The sequence below is a fragment of the Cryptosporangium sp. NPDC051539 genome (genome assembly GCF_044454545.1).
GTDB lineage: Bacteria > Actinomycetota > Actinomycetes > Mycobacteriales > Cryptosporangiaceae > Cryptosporangium.
The window spans coordinates 16,989-33,427 of the sequence record NZ_JBITDV010000007.1 but is presented as its reverse complement, the minus strand read 5'-3'; the positions used below and the strand labels follow the sequence as shown (position 1 = coordinate 33,427).

At 71.5% G+C, this 16,439-nt stretch carries 15 protein-coding genes; 11 read left to right on the top strand and 4 right to left on the bottom strand.

Features of this window, described 5'->3' with window-relative positions; all coding sequences use genetic code 11:
- Nucleotides 1–21: 21 nt before the first annotated feature.
- From ACIBZJ_RS22020 to ACIBZJ_RS21990, 7 genes are all read left to right on the top strand, one after another.
- On the top strand, nt 22–1,476 hold the full coding sequence (locus ACIBZJ_RS22020) for an AlkA N-terminal domain-containing protein (RefSeq protein WP_395932375.1): 1,455 nt from the start codon (nt 22–24) through the stop codon (nt 1,474–1,476).
- Between the two features lie 2 nt (nt 1,477–1,478).
- Complete coding sequence (locus ACIBZJ_RS22015; protein WP_395932373.1) at nt 1,479–1,979, top strand: methylated-DNA--[protein]-cysteine S-methyltransferase; 501 nt, start codon at nt 1,479–1,481, stop codon at nt 1,977–1,979.
- 108 nt (nt 1,980–2,087) lie between these two features.
- Entirely contained in the window at nt 2,088–2,921 is an 834-nt protein-coding gene (locus ACIBZJ_RS22010; protein WP_395932371.1) for a metal-dependent hydrolase, read from the top strand.
- A gap of 44 nt (nt 2,922–2,965) precedes the next feature.
- Nucleotides 2,966–3,718: a class I SAM-dependent methyltransferase gene (locus tag ACIBZJ_RS22005; RefSeq protein WP_395932369.1), complete on the top strand. Its 753-nt coding sequence runs from the start codon at nt 2,966–2,968 to the stop codon at nt 3,716–3,718.
- Nucleotides 3,719–4,841: 1,123 nt separating this feature from the next.
- Nucleotides 4,842–4,967 carry a hypothetical protein gene (locus tag ACIBZJ_RS22000; protein ID WP_395932367.1) on the top strand — a complete coding sequence of 42 codons (126 nt, stop codon included), beginning with the start codon at nt 4,842–4,844 and terminating at the stop codon, nt 4,965–4,967.
- 176 nt (nt 4,968–5,143) lie between these two features.
- Nucleotides 5,144–6,895, top strand: coding sequence for an ABC transporter ATP-binding protein (locus ACIBZJ_RS21995; RefSeq protein ID WP_395932365.1), 1,752 nt, complete (start codon nt 5,144–5,146; stop codon nt 6,893–6,895).
- Complete coding sequence (locus ACIBZJ_RS21990; RefSeq protein ID WP_395932363.1) at nt 6,892–8,727, top strand: ABC transporter ATP-binding protein; 1,836 nt, start codon at nt 6,892–6,894, stop codon at nt 8,725–8,727. The genes ACIBZJ_RS21995 and ACIBZJ_RS21990 overlap by 4 nt, the downstream gene beginning before the upstream one ends.
- Here ACIBZJ_RS21990 and ACIBZJ_RS21985 read toward each other — a convergent pair.
- Complete coding sequence (locus ACIBZJ_RS21985) at nt 8,724–9,530, bottom strand: MurR/RpiR family transcriptional regulator (RefSeq protein WP_395932361.1); 807 nt, start codon at nt 9,528–9,530, stop codon at nt 8,724–8,726. The two genes, ACIBZJ_RS21990 and ACIBZJ_RS21985, sit on opposite strands and share 4 nt — an antisense overlap.
- Nucleotides 9,531–9,681: 151 nt before the next feature.
- Here ACIBZJ_RS21985 and ACIBZJ_RS21980 point away from each other — a divergent pair, with 151 nt between their 5' ends.
- Entirely contained in the window at nt 9,682–10,821 is a 1,140-nt protein-coding gene (locus ACIBZJ_RS21980) for a DNA recombination protein RmuC (RefSeq protein WP_395932359.1), read from the top strand.
- On the opposite strand, the gene ACIBZJ_RS21975 is transcribed toward ACIBZJ_RS21980, so the two are convergent.
- The 3 genes from ACIBZJ_RS21975 to ACIBZJ_RS21965 all read right to left on the bottom strand — a co-directional run bounded on the left by ACIBZJ_RS21975 (nt 10,797) and on the right by ACIBZJ_RS21965 (nt 13,930).
- Nucleotides 10,797–12,395, bottom strand: coding sequence for a methyl-accepting chemotaxis protein (locus ACIBZJ_RS21975; RefSeq protein WP_395932357.1), 1,599 nt, complete (start codon nt 12,393–12,395; stop codon nt 10,797–10,799). The genes ACIBZJ_RS21980 and ACIBZJ_RS21975 overlap by 25 nt on opposite strands.
- 60 nt (nt 12,396–12,455) lie before the next feature.
- Entirely contained in the window at nt 12,456–13,418 is a 963-nt protein-coding gene (locus ACIBZJ_RS21970; protein WP_395932355.1) for a 4-hydroxy-3-methylbut-2-enyl diphosphate reductase, read from the bottom strand.
- A gap of 110 nt (nt 13,419–13,528) precedes the next feature.
- Entirely contained in the window at nt 13,529–13,930 is a 402-nt protein-coding gene (locus ACIBZJ_RS21965) for a hypothetical protein (protein WP_395932353.1), read from the bottom strand.
- 201 nt (nt 13,931–14,131) lie between these two features.
- Between ACIBZJ_RS21965 and xseA the strand changes: the two genes are divergently transcribed.
- From xseA to ACIBZJ_RS21950, 3 genes are all read left to right on the top strand, one after another.
- The gene (xseA, locus tag ACIBZJ_RS21960; RefSeq protein ID WP_395932351.1) at nt 14,132–15,385 is read left to right on the top strand and encodes an exodeoxyribonuclease VII large subunit; all 1,254 of its coding nucleotides are present in this window, start codon (nt 14,132–14,134) and stop codon (nt 15,383–15,385) included.
- A 27-nt stretch (nt 15,386–15,412) separates the two neighbouring features.
- Nucleotides 15,413–15,607 carry an exodeoxyribonuclease VII small subunit gene (locus ACIBZJ_RS21955; RefSeq protein ID WP_395932349.1) on the top strand — a complete coding sequence of 65 codons (195 nt, stop codon included), beginning with the start codon at nt 15,413–15,415 and terminating at the stop codon, nt 15,605–15,607.
- A 106-nt stretch (nt 15,608–15,713) separates the two neighbouring features.
- Nucleotides 15,714–16,421, top strand: coding sequence for a response regulator transcription factor (locus ACIBZJ_RS21950; protein WP_395932347.1), 708 nt, complete (start codon nt 15,714–15,716; stop codon nt 16,419–16,421).
- Nucleotides 16,422–16,439 lie beyond the last annotated feature (18 nt).

Genomic DNA, 16,439 nt, shown 5'->3' with positions numbered 1-16,439 from the left:
CGGCAGGGCAGGATCGTCGTTGTGACCGCACTACTCGACCCCGATTTCTGCTACCGCGTCGCGCGCAGCCGCGACGCGCGGTTCGACGGGCAATTCATCCTGGCGGTGACGTCCACCGGCATCTACTGCCGTCCGAGCTGCCCGGCGATGACGCCGAAGCGGGCCAACGTCCGCTTCTACACCACCCCGGCCACCGCCCAGGCGGCCGGTTTCCGAGCCTGCCTCCGCTGCTTGCCCGACGCGGCGCCCGGCTCTCCCGACTGGAACCTCCGGGCCGATCTGGTCGGCCGCGCGATGCGGCTGGTGAGTGACGGCGTCGTCGAACGCGACGGCGTCACGGGGCTGGCCGAGCGGCTCGGCTACTCGGCCCGGCACCTCAACCGGCAGCTGATCGCCGAGCTCGGCGTCGGCCCGCTGGCGTTGGCCCGGGCCCGCCGGGCACAGATCGCCCGCACGCTGATCGAGACCACCGCGCTGTCGTTCGCCGAGGTGGCGTTCGCGGCCGGGTTCAGCAGCATCCGGCAGTTCAACGACACGATCCGCGAGATCTTCGCCTCGACGCCGACGCAGCTGCGGGCGAAGCGGGGGCGCGTCGAGTCGCCGGGTGGGCCGGGCGTGATCAGCCTGCGTCTGGCGTACCGCGGGCCGTTCGACGCGGCCGCGCTCTGGTCGTTCCTCGGCGTCCGTGCGGTGCCGGGCGTCGAGGAACTCGACGGTGAGACCTACCGGCGCACGCTGCGGCTGCCGCACGGGGTCGGGATGGTCGCGCTCACGCCGGCCATCGGCCACGTGCGGGCCGAGCTCGTACTGGCCGACCTGCGTGATCTCGGCACCGCCGTGCAGCGCTGCCGCCGCCTCCTCGATCTGGACGCCGACCCGGTGGCCGTCGACACCGCGCTGGGCGGCGATCCGGTGCTGGGCCCGCTGGTCGCCGCTCATCCGGGGCTGCGCGTCCCCGGGGCGGTCGACGGGGCCGAGATGGCGATCCGGGCCGTCCTCGGGCAGCAGGTCTCGGTGGCCGCCGCGCGCACGGTGGCCGGTCGGCTGGCGGCCGCGTACGGCGAGCCGGTGGAGCCCGACGGCGCGCGAGTGTTCCCGACCGCCGAGGCACTCGCGGGGCTTGATCCGGCCGCGCTCCCGATGCCCGCGAGCCGGGCGCGGTCGCTGGTCGCGCTCTGCCGGGCGCTCGCATCGGGTGATCTTGTGCTCGACGCGGGCACCGACCCGGCCGAGGCGGTGGCTGCTCTCGAGGAGCTGCCCGGCATCGGTCCGTGGACCGCGGGTTACCTCGCCCTGCGGGTGACCGGTGCGCCCGACGTGTTCCTCGCCAGTGACCTGGGCGTGCGGCGGGCCGCCGCCCGGCTCGGGCTGCCCGAGGCCCAGCCGGCGCTCGACGAATGGGCGCGGCGCTGGCGGCCGTGGCGGTCGTACGCCGTCCTGCATCTCTGGAACTCCCTCTCGACGAAAGGCGTGTAACCGTGTCCGCCTACTACTCCACTATCGACACCCCGGTCGGTCCGTTCACTGCGATCGAGACCGACGGAACGGTCCTGGCGAGCGGCTGGACGAGCTCGATCGACGATCTGATCGGGCTGATCCACCCGCGGCTGCGACCGGCCGAACTGACGAACCGCAAGGAACTGGGCGACGTCACGAAGGCCGTCGCCGCCTATCACGAGGGCGACGTCACAGCGATCGACTCCGTGCCGGTGCGCCAGGAGTCCGGGCCGTTCATGCTGGCTGCCTGGGACGCATTGCGCGGCGTCATGCCGGGCGAGCCGGTGACCTACACCGAGTACGCCACGCTGTCCGGGCGTCCGCTCGCGGTGCGGGCCGCGGCGATGGCGTGTGCCCGGAACGCGGCCGCGCTCTTCGTCCCGTGCCACCGGGTGCTCCGCTCCGACGGGACGCTCGGCGGGTTCCGGTGGGGCGTCCAGACCAAGCGCTGGTTGCTCGACCACGAGGCGCAGTCGGAATGACGACGCTGGGCACCGGAGTGTCGTAGTCCGGTTTCGCTATCGGTGCGTGCTTCACTGTGCGGGTTTCGCCAATGGACTTTGGTTGTGCACAGTGGAGAGTGAGCACGCATGGTCATGGGGCCCACCCATGCCATCTCCGGAGCCGCCGCCTGGCTGGTCGGCTCCGCGGTGGCGGCCCAACTCGGCGGTTACATGCAGTCGCCGATCGAGCTGACGACCTACACGGTCGCGTGTGCCGGGGCGGCGCTGCTCCCCGACCTCGACACGTCCGGCCGCGTCACCGCGAACAAGGGTGGGGCCACGGTGGCCCGGACGTTCGGCATCGTGTCGCTCTTCCTCGCCGAGTGCGTCGAGAAGGTCTCGCTCGGCGTCTACACGGTGACCAGATCGAAGCGGGACGGGAAGCGGCGTAACGGCCACCGCACGTTCACCCACACCTGGCTGTTCGCCGGGGCGCTGGGCTTCGGTGTCGGGTACCTGGCCGAGCACTTCGGACGCACCGCCGTCGCGATCGCGCTGTTCCTGCTGTTCGGGCTCGGTATCCGCGGGCTAATGGCCGACGCGGCGAAGTCGTCGGGGTGGGTGATCGTCACTGCCCTCTCGGCGCTCGCGGCCTACGTCGCGATCGACACGCTGCCGGCCGACCGGGGGTATCCACTGCTCGGCCTCTCGGTCGGTATCGGCTGCGTGGTGCACACGTTCGGCGACATGATCACGAAGGCCGGATGCCCGGTGCTGTGGCCGTTGCCGATCCGCGGCAAGCGCTGGCACGAGGTCGGGATGCCCGACAAGATCGCGGTGCGGGCGGGCGGCACCGTGGAGCGGACGGTGCTGGTGCCGGCGTTCACGGTGCTGGCGGTGCTCGGCGTGATCATCTCGGTGCCGGGGGTCGCGGCGCTGCTCAGCCGAGCGCTCTCCCATCTGTCGTCGTCCGCCACGTGAGACGGGCTTCCTAACTGATGGGACGAGCCACTAGGGTCGGGTGAATGGAACCGCAGACCTGGGACGCCGCGCTGTACGACCGCCACCACGGCTTCGTCGCCTCTTACGGGCAGGATCTGCTGGAACTGCTGGCCGCGCTTCCGGGCGAGCGCGTGCTGGATCTGGGCTGCGGTACGGGTGATCACGTGGCGCTGCTGCGGTCGCGCCGGGTGGTGGCCGACGGCGTCGACGCGAGCCCGTCGATGATCGCCCGCGCCGAGGAGAAGTACCCCGACTACCCGTACTTCTCGGTGGCGGACGCCCGGGAACTGGCCCTCGGCGCGCGGTACGACGCGGTGTTCTCGAACGCGGTGCTGCACTGGGTGCCGGAGCCGTCGCGGGTGGTCGCGTCGGTCGCGGCGGCGCTGCGGCCGGGCGGTCGGTTCGTGGCCGAGTTCGGCGGGGCAGGCAACGTCGGGACGATCATCGGTGCCGCGCAGGACGTCCGCGAGGCCTTCGGGCTCCCCCGGGTGCCGGTGCCCTGGTACTACCCGACCGTCGGCGAGTACGCGACGGTCGTCGAAGGGGCGGGGCTCGAGGTGCGGTCGGCCTGGCTGTTCGACCGCCCGACGGTGCTGGACGGCACCGAGGGCCTGGCGAACTGGGTCCGGATGTTCGGCGCGTTCCTGCTCGAGGGCGCCGACGACGAGAAGTTCGTCGTCGAGCTGGAAGACCGGGTCCGCGACGCCCTGTGGCGAAACGGCTCGTGGTGGGCCGACTATCGGCGCATCCGCCTGGTGGCGGTCAAACGCGGCTGACGGTCGCGGGGAGTTCGCGTTTTCTCCGCGTGGACGGCGCGCGGCACCGCGGTCGGCCGCGGAGAGTGCGATTCCGCGACCTGCAGCCCATCGCGTCAGCGAGGGCGTCGACGGCCCGGCGGGCCCTGCCTCAAGGGGAACCCGTGCGGGTCGGGCCTGCGGCGTCAGGCCCTGACCGGCCTGCGGCGGAAAGCTCTGGCCGACCTGCACCAGAAAGCCCCGGCCGGCCCGGCCCACGGCCGAAAACCCCGACCGGCCTGCGCCAGAAGGCCCCGGCCAGCCCATGGCGGAAACCCCGACCGATCTGCGGCGACAAGCTCTGACCCGCCTGCACCAGAAAGCCCCAGGCCGCCTGCGACGGAAGGCCACCGGCCGCCTGCACCACAAGACCGCGGCCGGCCCGGCCCACGGCGGAAAGCCCCGACGGAAGCCCCGGCGGAAAGCCCCGGTTGGCCCACGGCGGAAGGCTCTTGCCGACCCACGGCGGAAACCACGGCCGGCCTGCGGCGGAAAGGCTGGCCGGCCAGCGGCGGAAACCCCGGCCGGTCTGCGGCGAGGGCCCTGGTCGGCTCCTCGTGCGGGTCGTGGCCGGAGCTTTCGGCCTGGGGATGCTTCGGTTGATCGGCCGCGGCCCACCGTGGGTCGCGGCCGTCCAAGACAACCGTGGCCGCCGCGGGGCGGCACTGCTCCCCGCCCGAGTGGGCCTCGACGCACTGTTCCTGCGTCCGGGTTGCCGGGCAGCACGGTGGGCAGACCGCTCCACGCCGCACGGCGGCCAGACCACCGGCCGCGATCGAGCGCACGAAGCGCCGCGACCGACCTCGCGGACACCAGAACGCCGGACCGACCGGGGCCCCACCGCGGCGGCGTACTGATCGATCCAAGGCGGGCGGTAGGGCCAGTGCGCGCGGCCGGGGGAGCGCCTCAGGTCCGTCGTCCAAGTCGAGCAGCGCCGCACAAGGCGCAGAAGGCCGCGGTGGCACCGGGCATCCAGACTCCACGAGAGTGTTGGCAAACGAACGTCGTAGCCGTCGCCGGGCCGAACGAAAGCCTCCCCGATCAGCGGCAATCTGATCCCACACGGGGAACACACCCCGACAACGATCTTCGGAGGCTGGACGACATGAGCGGCTGCTACGAGTACGACTACAACTGCAACGACTCGTACGACTACGACTGCCGCCCCCGTCGTCGCCACCACAAGCGTCGCCACTACAACGACTGCTGGGACTACAGCTACTGCAGCTGATACTCCCGAGAAGCGAAGGCCCGGAGCGCACCGCGCTCCGGGCCTTTCCGCATCACCGTCCCCACCGACGGGATGGCGGCCCGGGGCCGCAGCCCGCGCAGCACGCCGAACCAGGCACGAAGACCCCACGCTAAAACCATGCGGGCTGTGACGGTAACGACGCTTATCGTCGAGGTATGGGGCGCGAAGCGGGGATGGCGAAACCTGGCGCCCTGAAGACGCTGTTCCGGCTCCGCTCGTACGCCCGACCGTACGCCGGGCCACTCTCGCTCATGATGTTCTGCGCCGCGCTCGGGCAGGCACTCGCGATCGTCGGGCCGCTCCTCACCCAACGTCTGATCGACGGACCGGTCCGGCACGGCACCACCGACGGCATCGCCGCACTCGCCGGGCTCGGGCTGCTCGTCAGCGCCGCCAACGTCGCCTGCGACCACATCGGACGGCTGGCGCACGCGGCCGGCGCCGTCGGCATCGAGAAGTCGCTGCGAACCGACCTCTACTCCCACCTGCAGCGACTCCCGCTCTCGTTCCACGAGAGCTGGCAGAGCGGCCAGCTGCTCTCCCGCGCGACCACCGATCTGCGCGCGGTCGGCGGCTTCCTGGCGTTCGGGTCGGTGTTCATCGTCCTGCAGTCCTCGACGTACCTCGGCGTCTCGATCCTGCTGATCACGATCTACTGGCCGCTCGGCCTGCTGGTCTCCGCCGGTGTCGTCCCGGTGCTCTGGATGACGTACCGGCTGAGCCGCACGTTCCTGCCGATCTCCCGCCGTCTGCAGGACCAGCTCGGTGACCTCACCAGCCTGGTCGAGGAATCCGTGCTCGGCTTCCGCACGATCCGGGCGTTCGGCCGGCACCGCCACGTCAACGGGCTGTTCGGCAAGGCGGCCGGTACGGTCTACGACACCGGCCTGACGCAGGGCCGCATCATCGCCCGCTTCTGGCCCGCGATCGAGACGGTCCCCGGGCTGATGCTGGCGGTCATCCTCCTCGGCGGCGCCTACGCGGTCGCGAACGGCGAGCTGACGATCGGCCAGCTGGTGGCGTTCATCGGCCTGATGCTGTTCGCGATCTGGCCCCTGGACTCGCTCGGCTGGCTCCTCGGCGAGGCCCAGCAGGCTGCCACCGCGGCCCAGCGCGTCTACGAGATCCTCGACGCGAAACCGTCCATCGTCGACGGCGATCAGCAGACCGTCACGAACCACGGCCACCTCCGCTTCGAGCACGTCAGCTTCCGCTACCCCACCGAGAAGCAACCCGTCCTGCGCGACGTCGACCTCGACGTCCGGCCGGGCGAGACGATGGCGCTGGTCGGTGCCAGCGGCTCCGGCAAAACGACGCTGACGTTGCTGGTCAACCGTCTCCACGAGGTCACCCGGGGCCGGATCACGCTGGACGGCGTCGACATCCGTGACCTGCGGCTGGAGACCCTGCGGACGGTCGTCGGCTCGGCGTTCGAAGACCCGACGCTGTTCTCGGCCAGCGTCCGGGAGAACCTGACGCTGGGCCGCCCGGACGCGTCCGACGACGAGGTCACCACCGCGCTGCGGGTCGCCCAGGCCGATTTCGCCTACGACCTGCCCTGGGGCCTGGACACCCGGATTGGCGAAAAGGGGCTCTCGCTCTCCGGCGGCCAGCGCCAGCGGCTCGCGCTGGCCCGCGCGGTGCTCGGACGGCCGCGGGTGCTGGTGCTCGACGACCCGCTCTCGGCGCTCGACGTCCATACCGAGTCCCTGGTCGAGCAGGCGCTCAAGAGCGTCCTCACCGACACGACCGCGCTGCTCGTCGTCCACCGGCCCTCGACCGTGGCCCTCGCCGACCGGGTCGCGCTGATCGCCGACGGCACGATCGCCGCCGTCGGCACGCACGAGGAACTGACCGAGACGGTGCCCGCCTACCGCGAGGTGCTCGCAGCCAAGGCGTCCGCGTGAGTACGGAAACCGTGACCGAGACCCCGGCCTGGCACGGGGTGGCGGCGGAGCAGGCCGACGAGATCCCGGACGCCGCGGGCGTACTCCTGCGGCAGCGCAGCCGTGCGCTGCTGGGCAGCCTGGTCCGGCCGCACCGCAGACGGATCGTGATCGCCTCGCTGCTGCTGGTCGTGCAGAACCTCAGCGGTCTGGCCGGTCCGTACCTGGTCAGCGTCGGGATCGACGCCGGGCTGCCTCCGCTCGTCCGCGATCACGACGGCGGCGTGCTGTTCGCGGTGGTCGGCGCCATGGTCGGCGCCACCGCGATCGAGTACGCGGCCCGCCGGACCTACCTGATGCTGTCCGCGCGGGTCACGAACGGAATCCTGTTCGACCTGCGCCGGCGCGCGTTCGCGCACCTGCAGAAGCTCTCGCCCGCGTTCCACGAGCGCTACACGTCCGGCCGGGTCATCTCGAGGCTGACCTCGGACGTCGACGCGATGAACGACATGCTCGACGGAATGCTCGACGACCTGATCATGCAGACGCTGAACATCGTCGTGATCGGCGGGATCCTGCTCGTCCTGGACTGGCGGATGGGCCTGCTGACGATGCTCTCGTTCCCACTGCTGGCGGTGCTGATCGGGTGGTTCCGGCGTCGCTCGGCCCCGGCGTACCGGCGCACCCGGGAGACCGTCGCGCTGGTCATCGTCCACTTCGTCGAGACGCTCGGCGGCGTGCGAGCGGTGCAAGCGTTCCGGCGGGAGCCGCGGAACGACGAGATCTTCGACGAACTCGCCACCGACCTCGCTTCGGCCGACCGGCGGGTCATGCGGCTGATGGCGTACTTCGCGCCGGGGATCTACGGGGTCGCGAGCGTGACGACCGCGCTGGTGCTGGCGGCCGGCGGATGGCTGGCGGTGCACGGATACCTGCAGGTCGGGGTGCTGGCCGCGATCCTGCTCTACGTCCGCCGCTTCTTCGACCCGATGGCGCAGCTGTCGGTGTTCTACAACAGCCTGCAGTCGGCGACGGCCGCGCTGGAGAAGATCTCCGGGGTCCTGGAGGAGCAGCCCGACGTCGCTCCGCCCGCGTCGCCGACGCCGCTGCCGGAGCGGTCGAGCCGCGGCCGGCGGCTGGAACTGCGCGAGGTCCGGTTCGGCTATCGGGACGGGCGGACCGTGCTGCCGGGGCTCGATCTGGTGATCCCGGCCGGTCAGACCGTCGCGCTGCTCGGTGCGACCGGCGCGGGCAAGACGACGGTGGTCCGGCTGCTGGGCCGGTTCTACGACCCGTCCGAAGGATCGGTCCGGTTGGACGGCGTCGACCTCCGGGAGCTCGACGACGACGCGCTGCGCGCGAGCATCGTGACCGTCACCCAGGAGAACTTCCTGTTCGGCGGCACGGTCGCCGACAACATCTCCTTCGGACGCCCGGGAGCGAGCCGTTCGGAGGTGGAGGCGGCGGCCGCGCACATCGGTGCGGACGCGATGATCCGCTCGCTGCCGCTGGGGTACGACACGCCGGTGGGGCAACGGGGGTCCCGGCTGTCGGCCGGGCAGCGTCAGCTGGTGGCGTTCGCCCGCGCGGTGCTGGCCGACCCGGACGTGCTGATACTCGACGAGGCCACGTCGTCGCTGGACATCCCGAGTGAGCGGGCGGTGCAGCGGGCGCTGGAGACGCTGCTGGCCGACCGGACCGCGGTGATCATCGCGCACCGGCTGTCGACGGTGGAGATCGCCGACCGGGTGCTGGTGCTGGAGAACGGCGTGATCGTCGAGGACGGCACGCCCGCCGACCTGCTGTCGACCGGCGGGCGCTACGCCGACCTCCAGGAACTGGCCGGCCGCTAAGGAGCGTCGAGCTCGGCGGCGAGCGTCTCGGCCTGGGCCAGCCGGATCGCGCCCTCCCCGCCCAGACGCTCCAGCACCCGGCCGGCCACCGCCTCCAGCAACGCGACGGCCGGGGTCAGCGCCCGGGGCGCCGACTCGCTCGGTAACACCACCTCGGCGTGCGCCGCGGCCGGTGACAGCCCGGCCGCGGTGAACAGCACGACCTTCGCGTGCTGCTTGGACGCGTGCCGGGCCAGCGCCGTCACGGCCGGCTCGTACGGTGGCAGGTCGAACGCGACCAGCACGTCGCGTCCGGTCAGGTCGGCGATCGTCGTGGCCGACAGCGGGCCGACGACGTGCACACCCGGCCGCACGGTGGCCAGCAGCTGGTACAGGTACCCGGCGAGCAGCGACCCCCCGGCCACGTAGACCTGCCGTCGCCGATCGGCCAGCAGCTCGACCGCTTCTTCCACGTCGTAGGGCGGTAACCCCTGGACGGTCCGGCGCATCGCACCGGCGGCCGCGTCGATCGGCCCCAGCAGCGGGGTGTCCCGTTCCGCCGGAGCCGGGTCGGTGCCACTCGTCTCGCTGCGCAGACCCCGCTGGAAATCCGGGAAACCCTGGAATCCCAGCCGGGTCGCGAACCGCACGACGGTCGGCCCGCTCACCCCGGCCCGCGCGGCCAGCCGCGCCACGGTCTCGAAACCCGCCGCCGGATAATCGGCGAGCAGCACCCGCGCGACTTTCCGTTCCGCCGGACTGCAGTCCCCCAACCGCTGCCGGATCACCTCCGCCAGCGTGCCCTCCGCCACGGTTCCCCCCACGTCCGACCTCCGCGCGCTCGGCTGCCCCCTTGTGGACTACCTGACGGACGAAGCCTTCTTAACAGCATTTATCGGACGTTTGACCGAGAATCTCTGAGCCGGAGGGCGTGCCGACCGGGAAACCGCCGGCCCGATGAGTCACGATTCGCACATGTCCACCATCGGCTTGATCGTCGTCGCGCTGGTGTGCTTGGCCGCCGGTGCCGCCGCGGGCTGGTTCGCCGCGATGGCCCGGTCGGCCACCGAAACCGCCGCGCTCCGCGCCACTGTGGACGTCTCGAAGGCCGGCGAGGCCCGGCTGGAGCAGGCGCTGCGCGCGGTCTCGGCTGAGGCGATCGACCGCAACAACGCCGCGTTCACCCAGCTCGTGGGCCCGATCCGGGAGAGCATCGCGAACGTCGAGCACACGGTCGTGGAGCTCGAGAAAGATCGCGCGGTCGCCCACGCGGCCCTCCGCGAGCAGGTCAACGCGATGCAGCAGACCGGCGAGAAGCTCCGGGTCGAGACCGGCCAGCTGGTGTCGGCGCTGAAAGCCCCGCAGGTCCGCGGACGGTGGGGCGAGCACCAGCTCCGGCGCATCGTCGAAGTCGCGGGCATGGTCGAGCACTGCGACTTCGTCGAGCAGGCGGTCTCGAACACCGAGGACGGCCTGCTGCGCCCGGACCTGGTCGTGACGCTGGCCGGCGGGAAGAGCGTCGTGGTGGACGCGAAAGTCCCGTTCGCCGCGTATCTGGAGGCGATGGAGGCCAGGGACGAGCAGGCCCGGAACGCCCGGATGGAGGCGCACGCCCGGCACCTCCGCACGCACGTCGACCAGCTGTCCGGGAAGGCGTACTGGCAGCGGTTCGAGCCGACGCCGGAGTTCGTCGTGCTGTTCGTCCCGGCCGACACGTTCCTGGACGCCGCCCTGCAGCGCGAGCCGAACCTGCTCGAGCACGCGTTCGCCAGGAACATCGTGGTCGCGACCCCCTCGACGCTGGTCGCGCTGCTCCGGACGATCGCCTACACCTGGCGCCAGGAGGCGCTGGCGGAGAACGCGGCCGCGGTGCACGCGCTGGGCCGGGACCTGTACCAGCGGCTCTCGACGATGGGCGGCCACGTCGACAAACTCGGTACCGCGCTGAGCGCGGCCGTCGCCCGCTACAACGACGCGGTCGGCTCGCTGGAGGCCCGGGTGCTGGTCACCGCGCGACGGTTCACCGACCTGCAGGTGGCGACCAGCGACATCGAGCCGCCCCGCCAGGTGGAAGCGGTCCCGCGGGCGCTTCAGGCCCCCGAACTGGTCGACTGAAATCCGGACACCAGACGCTCGAGCTCGCCGGCCATGCCGGCGACCTCGGCCGCCGACCCGCGGGAACCGTCGGCCTGGTTACTGATCCCGACCGCGCCGTCGGCGACGTTCCGGATCGTCGAGGCGATGCCGATCGCCCCGGTCGCCGCCTCGGCCACGCTCCGGTTCATCTCGATGACGGTCGCGCTCTGCTCCTCGACCGCGGCCGCGATCGTCGTCTGGTACTCGCTGATCTGCCCGATGACCTCGGCGATCTCGGCGATCGCCACCACCGCGCCCTGGGTGTCGGCCTGGATCGCGTTGACCCGCTGGGCGATGTCTTCGGTGGCCCGGGCGGTCTCCTGCGCCAGGTCCTTCACCTCACCGGCCACGACCGCGAACCCCTTGCCGAGGTCGCCGGCCCGCGCGGCTTCGATCGTCGCGTTCAGGGCCAGCAGGTTCGTCTGCTCGGCGATCGACGTGATGACCCTCACCACCTCGCCGACCTGCGCTGACGAGGCGCCGAGCCGCTCCACGGTGTCCCGCGCCCCGGCGGCGCCGCGTACGGCCGCGTTCGCGACGTCCGCGGCCCGGGCCGCGTTCTGCGCGATCTCCTGGATCGAGACGCCCATCTCCTCGGATCCGGCCGAGACGGCCTGCACGTGGGCGGAGACCTCTTCCGCCGTCGCGGCGACCGACCCGGCCGAGTTCGCCGCCCCGTTCGCCGAGGCGCTGATCCGCTCCCCCGTGCTGACCAACTCGGCCGACGAGGACGAGAGCCGCTGCGCCGACGAGCTGATCGACGTCACGATGCCGGCGACGTTGCCGACCGCGGTGTCGAGCTCACGGCCGAGCCGCCCGAGTTCGTCCTTGCTGGTCAGATTCGAGCGGCGGCTGAGATCACCGGCCGCCATCCCGACCACCACGTGCTGAACCGCGCGGAGCCGGGACACCATCGACCGGATCAGCCCGGCCGCGGCGACGACCACGATCAGGATCAGGATCAGCGCGGTCACGCTGATCGAGATCAGCGCCGACCGGCGGGCGTCGTCGACCTGGGCCGCGTCCCGCGCGGCCTGGGCTTCGACGCCGTCGGCCACCTGCGGCAGCGCCTCCTCGACCGCGGTGAACGCGGTATTGAACGCCGGGAGCAGCGTGCGTGCGCGGTTCCGGTCGGTCGCGGCCGCGCTCAGGACCGCGTCCGCTTTGGTCTTGTAGTCGTCGATCGCGGTCAGCGACCGGGTCGCCGCATCGGTGACCGCGGAAGAGACGCCCGCGTCGCGGACGCGGACGATCAGCGAGCTCAGCTCGGCCGCGTGCGCTTCGAACTCGGTGCGGATGTCACCGAGGGCGGTACCGGTGTCGACGAGCGCGAGCAGCACGTCGCCGCGGATCGCGTCGTGATCCATGTCGGCTTGGAGGGTCGCGCGGGTCAGGTCGCCGGCGGCCAGGACACGCTCGGCCGAGTCGTGGGCGACCGAAAGGCCGTGGATCCCGGCGGCACCGACGCCGAGCGCACCTACTACCGCGAGAACGCCGAAGGCCGACAGTTTTTGGCCGACCGGCCGATCCGCGACGAACGATCGCAACGACATGCGTACTCTCCCGGGCGGGCGGAGTGCGAGCACTCCAGCATCGGCGGGAAACCGACGCAGTTAAGCCTTTCCGGCCGCTTTCAGGTCGCGGCGGAGCTCCTGCGGCAGGGAGAACGCGAGTTTCTCCTGCGCGGAGAGGATCTCGTCGACGTCGCCGTAGCCACGCGCGGCCAGGAACGCCAGCACCTGCTCGACGAGTTCTTCCGGGACCGAGGCGCCGGACGTCAGCCCGACCGTCGTGACCCCGTCGAGCCAGGCCTCGTCGATCTGGTGCGCGAAGTCGACCAGCCGGGCGTCGTGCGCACCGGCCTGCTTGGCCACCTCGACCAGCCGGACCGAGTTGGACGAGTTCGTCGAGCCGACGACGAGCACGAGCTCGCACTGCGGCGCGATGTCCTTGACCGCCTGCTGCCGGTTCGACGTCGCGTAGCAGATGTCGTCGCTGGGCGGTGACTCCAGCCCGGGGAAGCGGGTCTTGAGCCGGTCGACGGTCGTCATCGTCTCGTCGACCGACAGCGTCGTCTGCGAGAGCCAGACGACCTTCGACTCGTCACGCACAGTGATGTTCGCGACGTCGTCCGGGCCGTCGACCAGGTGGACGTGGTCGGGCGCCTCGCCGCTCGTTCCGATGACCTCTTCGTGGCCCTCGTGGCCGATCAGCAGGATGTCGTAGTCGGCGGCAGCGAACCGGCGCGCCTCGTGGTGCACCTTCGTGACCAGCGGACAGGTGGCGTCGATCGACTTGAGGTTGCGGGCCCTGGCCTCGTCGTGGACGATCGGCGCGACGCCGTGGGCGGAGAAGATGACCGTGGCGCCCTCGGGCACCTCGTCGGTTTCCTCGACGAAGATCGCGCCGCGTTTCTCGAGTTCGGCGACGACGTGACGGTTGTGCACGATCTGCTTCCGCACGTAAACGGGAGCGCCGTACAACTCCAGCGCTTTTTCCACCGTGACGACCGCGCGGTCGACACCGGCGCAATAGCCCCGGGGCTTGGCGAGCAGGACGCGCTTGGCGGAAGTCATGACCCCATCGTAGGCATGCTCCGGCGAAGCGCTCCCTGGCAGCAGAGCGCCCCGGCCACCTCTGCAGGTGACCGGGGCGACTGTCTCAGGCCGCCACCTGATCCAGGAACTCAGTCCTCGACGTACAACGCCCAGACGCCGTAGCGGTGGCCCCAGCGGTCCCATTCGCCGCCCCAGTTGCCGTACGTGTTGCGCCGGTCCCAGCCGCGACGCCACTCGTTGCTGCGGACGCAGACGTAGTCGTCACCGCGCCAGCCCCGGGTCTGCCACTGGCCGGCCCGCTCGCAGGCCCAGCGGCTGTCGTAGAGGCCCCGGAAGTCCCAGTCGTTGTCGTTCCAGCCGCCCCAGTTGTGGCCGTGTGCGCCCCGGGCGGTCTGGCTCTGGCTCTGGTCGGTGGTGGCCTTGGCGTTGTCGACCGCGGCCGAGGCCGGGTTCGCCATGCCCAGCACGCCACCGGCGGCCAGGGTCAGTCCGGCCAGAAGTACCGAAGTCCGGCGGATCGTGGATGTCATTGTCTGTGCCTCCCTTGAATCTTCCTGCCGAGCGGAGCTAATCAGACAAAATTGTTTTTTAGTGATTTTTAGGCATACATAAACTATTTCGGGCTTTGCGGAGGATGGGCTCTTAACCGTTCGGAGGATATGGGGCTAATACGCATGTTTACCGACTAATAGTGCAAGCGGTCTACGCACCCGGCCCCGTAGGCTCGCGACGTGACCGAAACCGCCGTCTCGCGCCCGCAGAGCACTCCAGAGGCGCCCTGGCCGGTGCGGCTGGTGAGCATGAAGATCGGGCAGTGGGTCTCCCGGCTCGGCGACGTCTGGGTCGAGGGGCAGGTCGCCCAGGTGTCGCGGCGGCCCGGCGCACCCACCGTATTCCTCACGCTGCGTGACCCCGCGGCCGACATCAGCGTCTCGGTCACCTGCGCCCGGATCGTGTTCGACGCCGTCCAGCCCCCGCTGGCCGAGGGCGCGCGCGTGCTGGTGCACGCCAAGCCCGACTACTACCTCCAGCGCGGCACGCTCTCGCTGCGGGCCAGCGAGCTGCGGGCGGTCGGAATCGGCGAACTGCTCGCCCGGCTCGCCCGGCTGAAGGAGCTCCTCGGCGCCGAGGGCCTGTTCGCCGCCGAGCGCAAGCGGAAGCTGCCGTTCCTGCCCGGGACGATCGGGCTGATCACCGGCCGGGCCAGCGCCGCCGAGCGGGACGTGCTCGAGAACGCGCGACGGCGCTGGCCCGCGGTGCGGTTCGCGGTGCGTCCGGTCGCGGTGCAAGGCACGCAGGCGGTGCCGCAGATCCTGGACGCGCTCCGCGAGCTGGACCAGGACCCCGAGGTCGACGTCATCGTGCTGGCCCGCGGGGGCGGATCGGTCGAGGACCTGCTGCCGTTCAGCGACGAGACGCTCTGCCGGGCGGTGTTCGGGTGCCGGACGCCGGTCGTCAGCGCGATCGGGCACGAGACCGACACCCCGCTCGTCGACTACGTGGCCGACGTCCGCTGCTCGACGCCGACCGACGCCGCCAAGCGCGTGGTGCCCGACCTGAGCGAGGAGCGCCAGCGCATCGATGCCGCCCGGCAGCGGATGCTCCGGTCGGTGGTGGCCCGGCTGGACTCCGGCCAGCAGTGGCTCGACGGCGTGCGGTCACGCCCGGCGTTCGCGCGGCCGACCGTGCTGGTGGACCAGCGCGAAACCGAGGTCGACGGGTTGCGCGAGCGGGCCCGCCGGACGCTCGGGCACCGGCTCGACGCCGCCGGCGGTGAGTTGACGCAGGTCCGCGCCCGGGTGCGCGCACTCTCACCGCAGGCGACGCTCGATCGTGGATACGCGGTGGTGCAGCGGTCGGACGGCACGGTCCTCCGCGACGCGTCCGACGCGTCCACCGGCGACGCCCTCCGGGTCCGCCTGGCGTCCGGCGAGCTCACCGCGACGGTCGACGACACCGAGCCCGGCGCCGCGGCCGACGCGTAGCGGACGGCGGCGACTAGGCTGGCCGCCATGGCGGAACGGCTGAGCTACGAGGACGCCCGCGCACAGCTGGTGGAGGTCGTCGCGCGCCTGGAAGCCGGCGGCACCACGCTGGAGGAGGCGCTGGCGCTCTGGGAGCGCGGCGAGCAACTCGCGACCGTGTGCCAGGAGTGGCTGGACGGCGCCCGCGCCCGCCTGGAAGCGGCCCGCGCCACCGCGGAGTGAGGCTCACAGCCCGGACACAGGATCGGCACAGGATCCGCTCAGAGTGCCTGACCATCGTGGGTGGCATGACGACGAATCACTCCCCTCGCGTGTCAGGCTGGACAGCATGAGCGACCGTCCCGGACAGCGCCGAGTTCTCGTCGTGGACGACGAGGAGAACGTCTCGCACCTGGTGTCGACCGCGCTCCGGCTGGACGGCTTCACCACGGTGGTGGCCGACACCGCGCCCGGCGCGCTCGCCGCCGTGGCCGAACACGACCCCGACCTCGTGGTTCTCGACATCATGCTGGGGGACGCCGGGGGCATGGACGGCGTCGGGGTACTGCGCCGGCTCCGCGAGGTGGGCGCCGAGGTACCGGTGATCTTCCTGACCGCGCGGGACAACAGCGGTGACGTCGTCGCCGGTCTGCGGGCCGGTGCCGACGACTACGTCGTCAAGCCGTTCCGGGTGGAGGAGCTGCTCGCCCGGGTGCACGCGGTGATGCGCCGCGCGGTTCCGGATCCGGCGCGCGCGGCCACGCTCCAGGTCGCCGACCTCGAGCTGGACGAAGAGAGCCGGGAGGTGCACCGGGCCGGCCAGGAGGTGCATCTCACCGCGACCGAGTTCGAGCTGCTGCGGTACCTGATGCGTAACGAGCGGGTCGTGGTGAGCAAAGCGCAGATCCTGGAGCGGGTGTGGCGCTACGACTTCGGCGGGCAGTCGAACATCGTCGAGCTGTACATCGGCTATCTGCGGAAGAAGATCGACAACGTCGAACCCCGCCTGATCCACACGGTGCGCGGCGCCGGCTACGTGCTGAAAGCCCCGCGCTGAGAGCGCCCGACCGGGAGG

Coding starts and splice junctions, on each gene's coding strand:
- ACIBZJ_RS21970 (WP_395932355.1), bottom strand. CDS start 13,418: ATGACTTCCGCCAAGCGCGTCCTGCTCGCCAAGCCCCGGGGCTATTGC.
- ACIBZJ_RS21955 (WP_395932349.1), top strand. CDS start 15,413: ATGGCGGAACGGCTGAGCTACGAGGACGCCCGCGCACAGCTGGTGGAG.
- ACIBZJ_RS21980 (WP_395932359.1), top strand. CDS start 9,682: ATGTCCACCATCGGCTTGATCGTCGTCGCGCTGGTGTGCTTGGCCGCC.
- ACIBZJ_RS22005 (WP_395932369.1), top strand. CDS start 2,966: ATGGAACCGCAGACCTGGGACGCCGCGCTGTACGACCGCCACCACGGC.
- ACIBZJ_RS21975 (WP_395932357.1), bottom strand. CDS start 12,395: ATGTCGTTGCGATCGTTCGTCGCGGATCGGCCGGTCGGCCAAAAACTG.
- ACIBZJ_RS22000 (WP_395932367.1), top strand. CDS start 4,842: ATGAGCGGCTGCTACGAGTACGACTACAACTGCAACGACTCGTACGAC.
- ACIBZJ_RS21965 (WP_395932353.1), bottom strand. CDS start 13,930: ATGACATCCACGATCCGCCGGACTTCGGTACTTCTGGCCGGACTGACC.
- ACIBZJ_RS21950 (WP_395932347.1), top strand. CDS start 15,714: ATGAGCGACCGTCCCGGACAGCGCCGAGTTCTCGTCGTGGACGACGAG.
- ACIBZJ_RS21995 (WP_395932365.1), top strand. CDS start 5,144: ATGGGGCGCGAAGCGGGGATGGCGAAACCTGGCGCCCTGAAGACGCTG.
- ACIBZJ_RS22010 (WP_395932371.1), top strand. CDS start 2,088: ATGGTCATGGGGCCCACCCATGCCATCTCCGGAGCCGCCGCCTGGCTG.